A 13,937-nucleotide genomic window follows, 5' to 3' on the forward strand; every position below is an offset into this window, starting at 1 on the left:
TACGCGCTCGACGTTGCAGGTTCCCCGGGCTTTGTAGGCAATCGGAAGTCTGCAGCGTTGGCGCAAGGGCTTATTCCGCCGGTCCCGGGTTGGCAATGAACTCGTGCAGCTGGTTGGTGATATCCACACCCTCTTCGTCAGGGAGCAGTTGTGTCAGCGTCGTCGGTTTATGGTGGCCGGCAAAGGACAGACTGTACCCGTCGACTTCCTGCCACCAGACTTTTAGCCCATCCGACCCTGCACGGGAAGAGCACGTTGGTGTGCTGAAGTCCAGTCCACTCAGGATCTCTGAAAAGCTGTCTTGCGTTCCGGTTTTGTACCAGGCTTCCTTCAACGTCCACAGCCGGTAGAAGACGGTCTCCCTTTCGGACTCCGGTGTTCGGTCAAGCAATGCCCGCTCGCCGGCAGTGAAGAAACTGTCTACAAGTTGTGATCGGTTACGGCGAAACCGATGAATCTCGGTGTCGACTCCGCAGGCACCCTGGTTACTGAGGGCGATGGCCACTCGACCGGCGCTGTGGGAGAGGGTGCAGTGCCAGCCCTGTACGCCTGGTCCCTCAATAGCGGGGGGTGCCTGTGTGCCGTACCGGATTTGCCAGTACGACGGTGGCACCTGCGGAGACAGGGTAAGGGAAAGAGCCTGCCGCAACAGCGCCCGGCTTAGCAGATACTCGCGGTAGCGTTTGCCGCGTTGGCGTTCCAGGTAGTCTCGTTCTGCATCTGAAAGGAAGGATATCCAACGGTCCGTGATTCGGGATGCCAGAGGGGGTAGCGTGGCAGGAGGCGGGGACAGGAAAAGCCTGGTTGCCAACTGTTCCCGCAGGGGTTCGTCAGGTGCCACCTGTTAGTCCTGTAGCATGACAAAATTGCCCTTGAGAGCAACGCCGGCCATGATGGCCCCGGCATGGCACTCGAACTCGGTAGCACTGGCAATCTCACGCTTGTCGTAATAGCTCACGATGTCTACCACGGCGTCCGCTCCTTCCCGTTTAGCTCGGTCCTGGAGGGCGATCATAGCTGACAGAAACACCCAGTTGCAGGCGTCTTCGTCAGACTTGCCGAAGGCATTGGTCTTCTTGTTGGTGAAGGTTTCGACCAGGGAGCGTTCAATCGGTGGGTGGTCCTGCCCCGCGAAATAGAACTCGACCGAGCCATCCAGCTTGGCTTGGGCATCCGGCATCTTCAGGGCGTCTTCAAGGGGAAGCATATGCACCGTGTCCCGACTATGGGCTGGAAAGGCAATAATAGTTGCCACAAGGGCGGAAAAAATCAGCAGTTTTTTCAAGTCAGTATCCTTAATCGTTTAATTGCTCCAAGAGCTTAGGGCAAGTGTAGCTTTCTGCGATAAGTCAATCAAATGTAACACTTTGTCATTCCAGGCAGCATTATCTTGCGGCAATTCCGTAGAGAGAGGTAGAATCGCGCCGAGTTTATTACCAGAAATTTACTTTTTTGTGGCCGTGGTTTTTCTCTTGTTGGTGTTGACGCAGATGAAGAGCGTACCGGCGGGCTGCGGGTTATCCAGGACAGGCATCCATCATGCACACCGATTACCTCACGTTCCACCATTGGGCGGCGTTTTCACCTGACCGCAAGGAGCTCGGCGAATGGGTCGCATGGGCGCTCGGTCAGTCTCGGGCCTCCGGGTCCTCGGGAGTGCCTTACAAGGCTGAGCTCCCCGGGGTGCCGGCAATGCTCAGGCGTCGGCTGAGTGGTATGGGAAAGGCGGCATTGTGGTGCGCGGGCCAGGTGCTGGATGCGAACACTGGGCCGGCGCCTGTAACCCGTATATTTTGTTCGCAGCATGGTGAAGTCAGCCGGACCGTTGCCCTGCTCAAGGATCTGGCCGAGCAGTCACCCTTGTCGCCCGCCTCGTTCAGCCTGTCGGTGCATAATGCCATCGGCGGTATTCACTCCATTGCCGGTGATGTAGAGCAGCCTGTTACTGCCATTGCCGCAGGGCCGGACAGCCCGTTTTCCGCACTGCTCGAGGCCTGGTCGCAACTGAAGTTCAGGCAACTGAACGGTGGCTGTTCTGAGCGGGCCCTCTGTGTGATTTATGACGACGCTCTGCCGGAAGATGTGGCTGACCCCGAGAATCGCAGAGGGGATGTCCAGGCCATAGCCTTACTGGTCAGCTGCGGGGAATCTCAGCAGAAGGCGGGTGACGCCTTGACGCTGTCTTTTACTCTGGCGGATGACCCCGGTGCCGACGAAGCTGTGGCTGAGGGCGCGGCCATTGATACCTTGCTGAAATTCCTGCTGGATAACACTTCCCGCAACATGGCTTTTCGGGGCGATGGCCGTACCTGGAGCTGGGGCAAGCACGGAGGCGGAGCGCCACAGGTCCATTCATGAACACGCTGAACCGGCTGTGGCGCATTCTGGCCACGGGCTTCTCGTTTGTGGTGTTCGGTCTGGGCGGCCTGCTGCTGCCTCTGGTCATCGCTCCTGCTTCAGCGATACTGCGCAACGATCGCCGGCGAGAACGTTGGGTGAAGCAGCTGATTGGCCGCTGTTTCTGGACGTTTGTCAGGCTGATGGAAAGCCTGGGCATCCTGACTTACGACATCCGGGGCCTGGACCGGTTGCGAGAGCCGGGCCGTCTGATTATTGCCAATCATCCTACGCTTATCGACGTGGTATTCCTGATGGCGCTGGTTCCCAATGCGGACTGCGTGATCAAGAGTGCGCTGATGCGAAACCCGTTTACCCGGGGCCCCCTGAAGGCTGGGCAGTATATCGCCAACGACGATCCCGCGGCAGTGGTGGAAGCTGCCCGGGGGTCTATGGAACGGGGCAATAGCCTGATCATATTTCCGGAAGGTACCCGTTCCACACCAGGACGGGAAATGACGTTGCAGCGGGGAGCGGCGAACATTGCCATACGGGCGGGCCAGAATCTGACACCGGTTATCATCACCTGTTCACCCCCGACCCTGACCAAGCAAACACCCTGGTATCAGGTTCCGGATCGTCGGTTTCACATGACTTTCTCGGTAGGGGATGACATCGAGGTAGAGCCGTTTCTCCAGCAGCGACCGGCGCTGATGTCCCGGCGCCTGACTGACACGATTAAAGATTACTTCACCACGGAGTTAGCCCGATATGAACGACCTTGAGCTGGAACTCAAGCAGATGGTAATAGATGTCCTCGATCTGGAGGACATGACACCGGACGACATAGACGCATCCGGACCGCTGTTTGTGGAAGGGCTCGGCCTGGACTCCATTGACGCCCTGGAGTTGGGGCTGGCGCTGCAGAAGCACTACGGCATCAAGCTAGATTCGGATTCCGAAGAAACCCGGAAGCATTTTGCAAGTATCCAGGCACTGGCGCGGTTGGTTGCCCGTCACCAGCCGGCCTAGTCAAGAACAAGGAGCAGATGAACATGACGGAATTCGTAAAAACACGGGAAGAGATCTTCGAGCATATTGCTGGTGTACTGACCGGGCTTTTCGAGCTGGACCGTGCGGCCATTACGCCAGAAGCGCACCTGTACGAAGATCTCGACATTGACAGCATCGACGCCGTGGACCTGGTGGTGGAGCTCAAGCAGTGGACCGGCAGAAAGATCCAGCCGGAAGCCTTCAAGACCGTGCGCACCGTGAATGATGTTGTGGACGCGGTAGATCAGCTGCTGAGCCGTTAGGGCTCGTTATGCTGCTATGGTTGAGCCGGTTGCTTATCGGCGGCCTGACGCTGCTGTACCCGCTTGCAGTGTACTGGGCCCTTACCAGGGGAGGGGTGTCCATGGCGGTATTGGCGTTGGTGCCCATCGCGGTCATACACCTGGTGCGTGCAGCGCAGGGGAATGCCGTGTCCTGGGTCTGGTTTGCCCTGTGCCTGATGCTGGGGGCGTGGACCTGGCTTGCCCAGAGCTCGCTTGGGGTCAAGGCCTATCCGGTACTGGTCAGTGGCGGTCTGCTGCTGGTGTTCGTCTGGACGCTGGTGTATCCGCCAACAGCCATTGAACGGCTGGCCAAGCTACGGGAGCCGGCCTTGCCGCCATCCGGCGTGCGTTACACCCGTCATGTCACTTGGGTCTGGGTGGGGTTCTTTGCTATCAACGGCAGTATTGCCGCCGCGACACTCTGGGCTGAGGATTACGTCTGGGCACTTTACAACGGGTTGATCAGTTACCTGTTGATGGGTGCGCTGTTCCTCGGGGAGTTCCTGTTCCGTCAACGTTACCGGAGGCGACAGAATGACTGAATGCTCACTGGCCACGGTGATGACGCGTCAGCAGGATCCCGCTGCACTGGTGGCGACGGACGGCAATCGTAGGCAGGACCGTACTTCGTTCGAGCGCCGGGTACGGCAATGGATGGAGGTCCTGGCTCCCCACCCGGCCCGGGTTTTCGGGGTTTACCTGGATGACGCCGGTGAATTCGCCGCCCTGGTGATGGCCCTCTGGCAATGTGGCAAGACCCCCCTGCTGGCCGGCGATAATCTGCCGACCACCGTCGCCCGGCTGGAGGCTCATGTCAGCGCCCTCGTCGGGGACTTCCCCGTGCCCACTCCACTCGAAAAGCTGTCTGAACCAGCTCCGGAGGCCAGGGTGGCGACTGCGCCATTCACCACTGTGGCAAGGGACCATGCAGCCGTTATTGTCCTAACTTCCGGCAGTTCCGGGGAGCCCCGGCCTGTAACCATGCAGCTGGCCCAGCTGGCAGACGAAGTGGCCATACACGAAACCCGGTGGGGTCAGGTTACCGGTCGGGCACTGGTAATCGGTACGGTGACGCACCAGCACGTATACGGCCTGATCTGGCGGGTGCTCTGGCCCCTGGCGGGACAGCGCCCCTTCGCCCGCCACCACTCTCACTATCTGGAAGACGTACTGGCTTGGGCCCATGACTGCCGGAACCTGGTGCTGGTGACTACGCCGAGTCACCTGGGACGTTTGCCTGCCCGGGCGGACTGGGCAGCGGCGAGGGGCGCCTGGCGCATGGTGGTGTCGTCCACAGCGCCATTGGGTCGGGAAGACAGTCTGGCCGCCGGAGAGCGCTTTGACGTCGGTGTTACCGAGATCTTTGGCAGCTCCGAAACCGGGGGCATCGCCTGGCGCCAGCAGCAACAGGACCCGGTGTGGCGGACGCTGCCGGGCATTACCGTGGCTGTGTTGGCAGACGACGATGGTGAACCAACCGCTTCCGGCGCAGGGGAAGGTGCTCTGGTTATTCGTTCACCGCTGCTGGGGCATGAAAGCTGGTTTGCCACCGGCGACCGGGCCCGGGTCGAATCCGGCGAGCGGTTTAGCTTGCTGGGCCGAGTGGATCGGATTGCCAAGATTGAAGGCAAGCGGGTTTCGCTCACCGCCATGGAGCAGTGCCTGCAGCATCACGAGTGGATCCGTGAAGCCCGGGTAGTGGTGCTGGGCGGTCACCGCACCCGCTGCGCGGTGGTGGCTACCCTGACTCATCCGGGCATTGATGCGCTGGATAAGGCCGGGCGCCGTGCTTTCAGTCGGGACTTGCGGGTGCGACTGGCGACGAGTTTCGAGACGCCGGTATTGCCCCGCCACTGGCGGTTCCCCGACGAATTACCCTGTAACACCCAGGGCAAGGTGCCCCAGCCACTGCTGGTCGCCCTGTTTGCCACAGACAACACTGACCGCTCCGGCCCTTGCCTGCCAGAGGTCCTCGAGGCTCAATCCGGAGGCCTTGAGGCAACCCTCAGAATCCATGTTCAGCCGGAGCTGGTGTATTTTGAGGGGCACTTTCCCGAAGTCCGGGTGTTGCCGGGGGTGGTTCAGGTCCATTGGGCGGAACACTTCGCCAGGTCGTTGCTGGGTGAGGTGGTGCCCTCCAGAGAGCGCTTCCTGCGGATGGAAGTGGTCAAGTTCCAGCAGGTGATCCAGCCGGGTCAGCAGGTGACCGTGCACCTGTCGCTGGATCCGGACAGGGGCCGGCTGGCTTTCCGGTTCCATGACGGCGACGCCGGGTTTTCCTCGGGGCGACTGCTGTTTGCCGCTGAAGGAAGCCACTCATGACGTTTCGCTGCTGCGGGTTGGTTCCCGTCTACAATCACCCCGATGCCATCGGTGGTGTGGTCGATGGTGTCCTGGCCGCCGGGCTGCCGGTCATCCTGGTGGACGATGGCTCGGGGCCGGCCTGTCGTGATGTGCTGGTGAAATTGGCCGCCGATGATCCGCGCATCCATTTGCATCATCTGCCACAAAACCAGGGCAAGGGCAGTGCGGTGAAAGCCGGACTGCGGGCTGCTCACCAACTGGGATACAGTCACGCCCTGCAGATCGACGCTGACGGCCAGCACGACGCCGGGGCCATACCCCGGCTGCTGGATTTTGGTCGTCGTCATCCCCAGGCCATAATTTCCGGCCGGCCGGAATACGACCACAGTGTTCCCGCGCTTCGCTATTACAGCCGTTATCTGACCCATGTCTGGGTGTGGATCAACACCCTGTCGCTGAAAATTGAGGATTCCATGTGTGGCTTTCGGGTCTACCCGGTGGCGTCCTGCTGTCGGTTCCTTGAGGGCCGGTTCACCGGTAATTACATGGATTTCGATACGGAGGTGCTGGTGAAGTGGCAATGGGCCGGAGGTGAGATCCACCAACTGCCTGTGATAGTGCGCTATCCGGTTGACGGGGTGTCTCATTTCCGTGGCTGGGAAGACAACTGGCTGATTACTCGCATGCATACCCGGCTGTTTTTCGGCATGCTGGTGCGCCTGCCAGGGCTGCTGGGTCGGCGACGTCGCACCAGTAGCCCGGAAAAGTGGAGGGCTCGCTCGTGAAGCCACTGCACTGGGCCGCCATTGGCGAGTCGGGGGCCCTGTGGGGGCTCCGGTTCATGTTACAGGTGTATCGCTGGCTGGGACGAATGCCTTTCAGGGTGTGCCTGTATCCGGTGATCCTCTATTACTTCCTGGTGCACCGGGGCGCCCGACAGGCCTCGCAGCAATACCTGAACCACCTGGACCAGCGGGGTTTGTTACCGGATGGTCAATCCCTGATGGCACTCAGTTACCGGCATTTCCTCAACTTCGGTGAGAGCATGCTGGACAAGCTGGCGGTATGGCAGGGGGACATTGTTCTCGACGATATCCGCTTTGTCGGTCACCAGGCCTTTGATGAACTGGCGGACAGTGGTCGCGGTGGCCTGTTGATCGGTTCCCACCTGGGTAATCTCGAAATATGCCGCGCCCTGGCCCAGCGCAATACCGGCATGACGTTCAACGTGCTGATGCATACCGCCCATGCCTCCCGGTTCAATGAAATGTTGCGCCAGGTCAGTGGCGACAGTCACGTCAACATCCTTCAGGTAAGCGATATCAACCCGGCTACCGCCATCGTATTGAAGCAGAAGCTGGACGCCGGAGAGTTCCTGGTGATTGCCGGTGACCGCACGCCGGTGTCCGATGAAGGGAACACCAGCGAAGCCTCGTTCCTGGGAGAAACCGCCCGCTTTCCTATTGGCCCCTTTATCCTGGCCTCGGTTCTGGGCTGCCCGGTGCTGAGCATTTTCTGTCTGCGGCAGGAACAGAGCGGGAAACCCGCTTATGACCTGTGTTTGGAGCCTTTCGCAGAGCGTATCCATCTGCCCCGGAAAGATCGTCATTCAGCGCTGGAGGGCTATGTCCAGCGCTGGGCAGGATGCCTGGAACGCTACTGTGCCATCGCCCCGCTACAGTGGTACAACTTCTACGACTTCTGGGCGCGGCCCGGAAGATAACCTATCCAGATGATGTGACCTGATGATTCTATTCGACCATAGCCCCATTTCCATTGAAGACGTCAATGCCATCGCCCGTGGTGAAGTGATGGTGATGCTCAGTGACGCCGCCGACTTCCGTGAGCAAATCAGCCGTGGCAGCCGATTTCTCGAGCAGCTGCTCGAGGAAGACGGTGCCATCTACGGGGTTACCACCGGCTATGGGGACTCCTGCACCACCATGATTCCCGCTGACCTGGTGGCGGAGCTGCCCCACCGACTTTACACCTTCCATGGCTGTGGCCTGGGAAATGTCCTGCCGCCGGAACATAGCCGGGCAGTGGTGGCGGCGCGGCTTAACTCCCTGACCATGGGTTACTCCGGTGTGACCGAGGGGCTGCTTGAGCAGCTCACTCTGTTGCTGCGCAACGATATCCTGCCGGTGATCCCGGAAGAGGGTTCCGTGGGCGCCTCCGGCGACCTGACGCCGCTGTCCTATGTGGCAGCGGTGCTCTGCGGTGAACGGGAAGTCTATTATCAGGGTGAGCGCCGAAACACCGCCGAGGTGTTCGAGGCGGAGGGCATCCGGCCATTGCGGCTCAAACCCAAGGAAGGACTTGCCATCATGAACGGCACCGCCGTCATGACCGGGTTGGCCTGTGTCGCCTGGGAGCGGGCGGAATACCTGTCTCGCCTGGCCACCCGCATCACTGCCATGGCGACACTGGTGCTGGATGGCAATGCTCACCATTTTGACGAAACCCTGTTTTCCGTCAAACCCCACCCGGGCCAGCAGGCAGTGGCCGCACGGCTGCGGAAAGATCTGCACGCCGGCGAACCACCCCGCAACCCAGACCGGCTCCAGGACCGTTACTCCCTACGCTGCGCGCCCCACGTGATCGGCGTGCTGGAGGATGCGTTGCCTTGGTTCCGGCAGTTCATCGAGAACGAACTCAACAGTGCCAACGACAATCCTATCATCGACGCGGAAGGACGCCACGTTCTCCACGGGGGGCACTTCTATGGTGGTCACATCGCTTTTGCCATGGATTGCCTGAAAACAGCAGTTGCCAATATCGCCGATCTGCTGGACCGGCAGCTGGCCCAGATGATGGACGTGAAATTCAATCACGGCCTGCCTGCCAACCTGTCCGGCGCCCAGGGCGAACGCCGAGCCATCAACCACGGCTTCAAGGCGGTACAGATTGGCGCGTCGGCCTGGACGGCAGAAGCGCTCAAACTCACTATGCCTGCCAGCGTATTTTCACGGTCCACCGAGTGCCACAACCAGGACAAGGTCAGCATGGGCACCATCGCTGCGCGGGACTGCCTGCGGATACTGCAGCTCACCGAGCAGGTGGCCGCGGCGTCACTGCTGGCGGTAAGCCAGGGCTTGGAGTTGCGCCTGGCCCAGGGTGATATCACCCACGAAGGCCTGGGTGAGGCATTGCAGTCCATGGTGGCTGCTATTCGCGAAACCAGCCCTCATCTGCTGGAGGATCGTGCTCTGGAAGGGGACCTGAGAGCACTGATCGACCAGATCCAGAATCGTCACTGGACGTTGTACCCGGACGAAACATACCCGGAGGAGACCGCCCCATGATCAAGGCCACTGCTCAGGTGAAGGTGCCATTTCACGATATCGACATCATGGAGATCACATGGCACGGGCACTACGTGAAGTATTTCGAGATCGCCCGCTGCGAGCTGTTCGAGAAGCTGGAATACAATCACCTGGCGATGCGGGAGTCCGGTTATGCCTGGCCGGTGATCGACCTGCATGTACGTTATGCCCGGCCCAGCCGGTTTGACCAGATGCTGGATGTGACCGCCACCCTGAAGGAATGGGAGAACCGTCTGAAGGTGGAATACCTGATCGCCGATGCCGAGACGGGAGAGCGACTGACCAGGGGGCACACCATCCAGGTAGCCCTGGACATGCGTACCCGGGAGATGTGTTTCGTATCACCGGACGTGCTGCTGGATAAAATCCGCAAGGCCGGGGAGGCTCAGGCGTGAAAACTCTCCTTCGTTTGCTGTTGATGTTGCTCGTCGTTTCAGCGACACCGGCATGGGCCGGGGACTCCGCTGCCACCGTCAGTGAAGATCATCCCCTGTTCAATACCATGATGCCAGCGCCAGACGCCCGTCTGGAGGGGTACTTCCGACAGCAGAAAACACTGGAAGATCTTGGCGCAACCCTCGAATCCGGTGGTGTTTTTTCATTCTCAGTAGAGCAGGGTCTGCACTGGCAGGTGCGTGAGCCGGTGGCCACCGAGCTGCGCATCACCCGAGAGGAAATCGTCGAGATCCAGGACGGTGAGGAGGTGATGCGCATGGCGACCGAGGACCAGCCCATGACCCGTGTCATCAGCGAGATTTTCTTCTCCATGTTCACCGGTGACCGGGTCGCGCTGGAAACCTATTTCGAGCTGACTGAAAGTGGGTCGGCGGATCGGTGGACGCTGCAACTCAGTCCGGTGGATGACACCGTGGCCTCGGTGATGGCGTCCATCGAGTTGCAGGGTGCCGAGACAGTGGAAGAGATGATCCTTCAGGAGACCAATGGGGACAAGACCCGGATTCTACTGGAAGACGTGAGACTCTCGCAGCCGTGACCGGAGTGGGAGTCCGGCAACGCCTGGTGGCACTGGTATGGCTGGTAGTGCTGGCGGCCATTATGGCGTGGAGCGCCGACCAATTGCTGTCCGGCCGTACCCTGGATACCAGCGTCCTGGCCCTGTTGCCGGCAGGAAGCCAGGATCCGGTGATGGAGTTGGCCGCGCAATCCCTGTCAGAGGAAGTGGCTCACCGGGCCCTGTTACTGATCGGGGGTGAACAGGAATATCGCCGGGGGCTTCAGGCGCAGGCCGATAGGTTCCGGCAGGCGCTGGTGCAGAGTGGTTCCTTCGAGAGTGTTCGCCTCGGGCCCGATCCGGGACTGCTGGAGGCCCTGCGGAACGACTATCGCCCTTACCGCTACCAGCTACTGGCGAAGGAAGACCGCCATCTTTTAACAGAAGGCAACGGCGGGGCGCTGATCCGCCGTGTGGTCCGCGAGCTGGTGAACCCTACCGCTGCCGGTCGGGCCGCGTCCCTGGTTGAGGACCCCCTGAACCTGCTCGGTCACTGGCTGGCATCCCGGGCGACGGGCGCCGGGTTCAGCCAGGACAGCAAGGGTTTCTACACTGAACAGGCTGACCGCCACTACCGGGTTGTACTGGTGCGCTTTGCCGGCGCCCCCTTTGACGCCACTACCCAGCAGCAGGTGCTGGCGGCTGTGGAGTCGGCAGAAGCCGGACTGGACCGGTCCACCAGTGTCCATCGATCCGGACTGGTGTTCCATGCCGCAGCCGGTGCCGAGCAGGCCCGCCGGGAGCTGTCCACCATCGGGCTCGGGTCGCTGACAGCGGTGGTGGTATTGTTGTTGTGGCATTTTCGTTCGGCCTGGTCCCTGGTCCTGCCGGTACTGAGCGTTGGCGCGGGGTTGTGCGTCGCGGTCGCGGTGAGCCTGTTGATCTTCGGACGCCTCCACGTGGTCACCTTGGCATTCGGGGCCAGCCTGGTAGGGGTTTCGGTGGACTACGCCATGCACTATCTGTGTGCCCGTCAGGCAATGGGGCGAATTCCGTTACGGCGTATCCTCCCGGGCATTACCCTGGGCCTGGTGTCCAGCGTGCTGGCTTATGGCGCCCAATGGTTTACCCCGTTCCCGGGGTTGCGGCAGATTGCCGTGTTTTCCGGTTTCGGTCTGATCGGGGCCTGGCTGACAGTGGTGTTCTGGTTCCCCGTGGCGGGCCTTCGTGGTCTCAAGGATCCCGGGGGGACCACTGTCCGCCCGCTGGGGCGGAGCCTGGAATGGCTCGGCCAGCGGGCGCGGCCGCTGGTGGCCGGTGGGTTGGTGTTGGCGATGGTGGCGGCCGTGGCAGGGTGGTTCCAGCTGGAGTTCCGCGACCATCTGGGGGATCTGCAGTCATCGCCCCGGGCCTTGCTGGATTCGGAACAACTGGTCCAGGTGGCCAGCGGTGGTGCCGGGTCCAGCCGCTTCCTGCTGGTGACCGGTGCCGACGAACAACAGGTACTGGAGCGGGAGGAGACCCTGCGCGCGCCATTGGAGAAATGGATTGCGGAAGATCGTCTGGGCTCGTTCCAGGCCATGTCACAGCTGATTCCGTCCGTGGCCCGGCAGCAGGGAGATTACGATCAGGTCCGGCAGACCTTGCTGCAACCGGATCTGCTGGAGCGGCTGGCCGCGGATCTCGGTCTGCCGGAGTCGTTGCCGGCCAGGAGTCGGGAACTGCTGGGCGGCCACTCCCCCAACTGGCTGGCGCCCGGGCTTTCGACTTCCGAATCAGCAGGAGTGGGGGGTTATCTGGCACATCTCTGGTTGGGTGAGCAAGCGGCTGACGGACCGGGGGCTGCCTCGGTGATCGCTCTTGGCGCAGTCTCCGGTCCGGCGATCTACCAGGACATTGAAACCCTGGCAGAGGCCCACGAAGGCGTGAGTTTTGTCGACCGTGTTGCTGACATATCCGGTCTGCTGGCTCGCTACCGGGTGCAGGTTGGCCTGTGGCTGGCGGTGGCCTGCGGGCTGGTGGCCCTGATCCTGTTGGGACGTTACCGCAGCCGTTGTTGGCAGGTCCTGTTGCCCCCGGTGATCGCCACCGGCATGACCTTCGGCTTACTGGCACTGGCGGGGCAGCCACTGACGCTGTTCCATCAGCTAGCCACCCTGCTGATCCTGGGCATTGGCCTGGATATGGGCATTTTCCTGCGGGAGAGCGACGGCCAGACCCACGCCTGGGAAGCGGTCACCCTGTCGGCACTCACCTCGGTGCTGGCGTTCGGCCTGCTGGCCCTGAGTGATACGCCGGTATTGCATCACTTTGGTGTAACGGTACTGCCGGGGCTGCTGTTCTGTTGGCTGATTGTGTTTGTTGTGTCTCCGCCCGGTGCAAGATCCGGGGTGGGTGAAGTCCATGATGTATAGGTCTTTAGAGGAGTGCAGTGTCTTGAATTCATCGGAACTGACTACGGATGTACTGATTATCGGTGCCGGGCCTGCCGGTGCAGTGGCGGCCGGCCTGTTGCGAAAGAAAGGTTGGCGTGTGCTGGTGCTGGAGAAACAGCATTTCCCCCGCTTTTCCATTGGTGAGAGTTTGTTGCCCCAATGCATGGCGTTCGTGGCCGAGGCGGGGATGACCGAAGCCGTGGAGGCAGGCGGTTTTCAGTACAAGAATGGCGCGGCCTTCCACCATGCGGGCCGCGATACGGCCTTTGATTTCCGGGAGAAGTTTTCGGCGGGGCCGGGCACCACCTTCCAGGTGGAGCGGGGGCAGTTTGACCATATTTTGGCAACCGAGGCGGAAAAGGCCGGGGTCGATGTCCGCTTCGGGCATGAAATCCTGGCGGTGGATTTCGAGAGCGACGTCCCCCTTGTCGAGGTAGGCACCGATAAGGGCGATGCCTACCAGGTCAGCGCCCGCTTCGTGCTGGATGCCAGCGGTTTTGGCCGGGTGCTGCCGCGTCTTCTGGAGCTGGAAACTCCGTCGTCCTTTCCAGTTCGTATGGCGTTGTTCACTCATGTGGCGGACCGTATCGACGCTGCCGACTATGACCGTGACAAGATTCTGATCACGGTGCATCCCGAGCACCGGGACGTCTGGTACTGGCTGATTCCCTTTGGCAACGGTCGCAGCTCTCTTGGTGTAGTGGTCCGTCCCGAGTTCATGGGGCGCTATCAGGGCGACGCCGGGGAACGCCTGAAACAGGTGGTGGATGAAGATCCTAATCTGGCCCGGTTGCTGGCCAACGCCCAGTGGGATACGCCGGTCCGTGAGATCCGGGGCTATTCCGCCAATGTGAAGCAGCTGTGGGGGCGTCATTTCGCTCTGCTGGGCAATGCTGCAGAATTTCTGGACCCGGTATTCTCCTCCGGGGTCACCATCGCCATGAAGTCCGCCAGCCTGGCGGCAGAATCCCTTGATCGTCAGCTCCGGGGCGAATCGGTGGACTGGGACGCTTCGTTCGCCGAGCCGCTGAAGAAGGGCGTGGACACCTTCCGTACCTATGTCGACGGCTGGTACGACGGCAGCTTCCAGGATGTGATCTTCGCTGAAAATCCGTCGGTTCCGGTGCGGGAAATGGTCTCCTCGATTCTGGCCGGCTACGCCTGGGACACCGCCAACCCTTACGTCAGCGAAAGCCGACGGCGCCTGCGGGTGCTGACGGAACTGTGCAGGGAATAGTGTGGTGCC

At 61.0% G+C, this 13,937-nt stretch carries 15 protein-coding genes; 13 read left to right on the forward strand and 2 right to left on the reverse strand.

The window, feature by feature from the left end; genetic code table 11:
* Window positions 1-70: 70 nt before the first annotated feature.
* Together F6Y09_RS11745 and F6Y09_RS11750 are read right to left on the reverse strand one after the other, a co-directional pair.
* Window positions 71-841, reverse strand: a complete 771-nt coding sequence (locus tag F6Y09_RS11745; protein ID WP_152207126.1) for a 4'-phosphopantetheinyl transferase family protein — start codon at window positions 839-841, stop codon at window positions 71-73.
* 3 nt (window positions 842-844) lie between these two features.
* Window positions 845-1,285, reverse strand: coding sequence for an excinuclease ATPase subunit (locus F6Y09_RS11750; protein ID WP_152207127.1), 441 nt, complete (start codon window positions 1,283-1,285; stop codon window positions 845-847).
* A 254-nt stretch (window positions 1,286-1,539) separates the two neighbouring features.
* Between F6Y09_RS11750 and F6Y09_RS11755 the strand changes: the two genes are divergently transcribed.
* Genes F6Y09_RS11755 through F6Y09_RS11815 form a run of 13 tightly spaced genes read left to right on the forward strand, consistent with a single transcriptional unit; the run spans window position 1,540 to window position 13,928 of the window.
* Window positions 1,540-2,358 (forward strand): beta-ketoacyl synthase chain length factor, encoded by an 819-nt coding sequence (locus F6Y09_RS11755; protein WP_152207128.1) that lies wholly within the window; start codon window positions 1,540-1,542, stop codon window positions 2,356-2,358.
* Window positions 2,355-3,122, forward strand: a complete 768-nt coding sequence (locus F6Y09_RS11760) for a lysophospholipid acyltransferase family protein (RefSeq protein WP_152207129.1) — start codon at window positions 2,355-2,357, stop codon at window positions 3,120-3,122. The genes F6Y09_RS11755 and F6Y09_RS11760 overlap by 4 nt, the downstream gene beginning before the upstream one ends.
* Window positions 3,109-3,369, forward strand: a complete 261-nt coding sequence (locus F6Y09_RS11765) for a phosphopantetheine-binding protein (RefSeq protein ID WP_152207130.1) — start codon at window positions 3,109-3,111, stop codon at window positions 3,367-3,369. The genes F6Y09_RS11760 and F6Y09_RS11765 overlap by 14 nt, the downstream gene beginning before the upstream one ends.
* A 23-nt stretch (window positions 3,370-3,392) precedes the next feature.
* Window positions 3,393-3,653, forward strand: coding sequence for an acyl carrier protein (locus tag F6Y09_RS11770; RefSeq protein ID WP_152207131.1), 261 nt, complete (start codon window positions 3,393-3,395; stop codon window positions 3,651-3,653).
* 8 nt (window positions 3,654-3,661) lie between these two features.
* On the forward strand, window positions 3,662-4,216 hold the full coding sequence (locus F6Y09_RS11775; RefSeq protein ID WP_152207132.1) for a COG4648 family protein: 555 nt from the start codon (window positions 3,662-3,664) through the stop codon (window positions 4,214-4,216).
* Complete coding sequence (locus tag F6Y09_RS11780) at window positions 4,209-5,996, forward strand: ApeI family dehydratase (RefSeq protein ID WP_152207133.1); 1,788 nt, start codon at window positions 4,209-4,211, stop codon at window positions 5,994-5,996. The genes F6Y09_RS11775 and F6Y09_RS11780 overlap by 8 nt, the downstream gene beginning before the upstream one ends.
* On the forward strand, window positions 5,993-6,763 hold the full coding sequence (locus tag F6Y09_RS11785; protein ID WP_152207134.1) for a glycosyltransferase family 2 protein: 771 nt from the start codon (window positions 5,993-5,995) through the stop codon (window positions 6,761-6,763). The genes F6Y09_RS11780 and F6Y09_RS11785 overlap by 4 nt, the downstream gene beginning before the upstream one ends.
* On the forward strand, window positions 6,760-7,701 hold the full coding sequence (locus F6Y09_RS11790) for a lysophospholipid acyltransferase family protein (protein WP_152207135.1): 942 nt from the start codon (window positions 6,760-6,762) through the stop codon (window positions 7,699-7,701). The genes F6Y09_RS11785 and F6Y09_RS11790 overlap by 4 nt, the downstream gene beginning before the upstream one ends.
* A 22-nt stretch (window positions 7,702-7,723) precedes the next feature.
* Window positions 7,724-9,283, forward strand: coding sequence for an HAL/PAL/TAL family ammonia-lyase (locus tag F6Y09_RS11795; RefSeq protein ID WP_152207136.1), 1,560 nt, complete (start codon window positions 7,724-7,726; stop codon window positions 9,281-9,283).
* Complete coding sequence (locus F6Y09_RS11800) at window positions 9,280-9,699, forward strand: acyl-CoA thioesterase (protein ID WP_152207137.1); 420 nt, start codon at window positions 9,280-9,282, stop codon at window positions 9,697-9,699. The genes F6Y09_RS11795 and F6Y09_RS11800 overlap by 4 nt, the downstream gene beginning before the upstream one ends.
* Window positions 9,696-10,298: an outer membrane lipoprotein carrier protein LolA gene (locus F6Y09_RS11805; protein WP_152207138.1), complete on the forward strand. Its 603-nt coding sequence runs from the start codon at window positions 9,696-9,698 to the stop codon at window positions 10,296-10,298. Before F6Y09_RS11800 ends, F6Y09_RS11805 begins: the two co-directional genes overlap by 4 nt.
* Window positions 10,295-12,670: an MMPL family transporter gene (locus tag F6Y09_RS11810; protein WP_152207139.1), complete on the forward strand. Its 2,376-nt coding sequence runs from the start codon at window positions 10,295-10,297 to the stop codon at window positions 12,668-12,670. Before F6Y09_RS11805 ends, F6Y09_RS11810 begins: the two co-directional genes overlap by 4 nt.
* A gap of 22 nt (window positions 12,671-12,692) precedes the next feature.
* A complete protein-coding gene (locus tag F6Y09_RS11815) occupies window positions 12,693-13,928 on the forward strand; it encodes an NAD(P)/FAD-dependent oxidoreductase (RefSeq protein WP_246180506.1) in 1,236 nt (411 codons plus the stop codon).
* Window positions 13,929-13,937: the final 9 nt, after the last annotated feature.

The sequence above is a fragment of the Marinobacter changyiensis genome, from assembly GCF_009193265.1.
GTDB lineage: Bacteria > Pseudomonadota > Gammaproteobacteria > Pseudomonadales > Oleiphilaceae > Marinobacter > Marinobacter changyiensis.

Bases quoted from the DNA above. Each gene is read 5' to 3' on its own strand.
- F6Y09_RS11755 (WP_152207128.1), top strand. From the start codon at position 1,540: ATGCACACCGATTACCTCACGTTCCACCATTGGGCGGCGTTTTCACCT.
- F6Y09_RS11760 (WP_152207129.1), top strand. From the start codon at position 2,355: ATGAACACGCTGAACCGGCTGTGGCGCATTCTGGCCACGGGCTTCTCG.
- F6Y09_RS11765 (WP_152207130.1), top strand. From the start codon at position 3,109: ATGAACGACCTTGAGCTGGAACTCAAGCAGATGGTAATAGATGTCCTC.
- F6Y09_RS11770 (WP_152207131.1), top strand. From the start codon at position 3,393: ATGACGGAATTCGTAAAAACACGGGAAGAGATCTTCGAGCATATTGCT.
- F6Y09_RS11775 (WP_152207132.1), top strand. From the start codon at position 3,662: ATGCTGCTATGGTTGAGCCGGTTGCTTATCGGCGGCCTGACGCTGCTG.
- F6Y09_RS11780 (WP_152207133.1), top strand. From the start codon at position 4,209: ATGACTGAATGCTCACTGGCCACGGTGATGACGCGTCAGCAGGATCCC.
- F6Y09_RS11785 (WP_152207134.1), top strand. From the start codon at position 5,993: ATGACGTTTCGCTGCTGCGGGTTGGTTCCCGTCTACAATCACCCCGAT.
- F6Y09_RS11795 (WP_152207136.1), top strand. From the start codon at position 7,724: ATGATTCTATTCGACCATAGCCCCATTTCCATTGAAGACGTCAATGCC.
- F6Y09_RS11800 (WP_152207137.1), top strand. From the start codon at position 9,280: ATGATCAAGGCCACTGCTCAGGTGAAGGTGCCATTTCACGATATCGAC.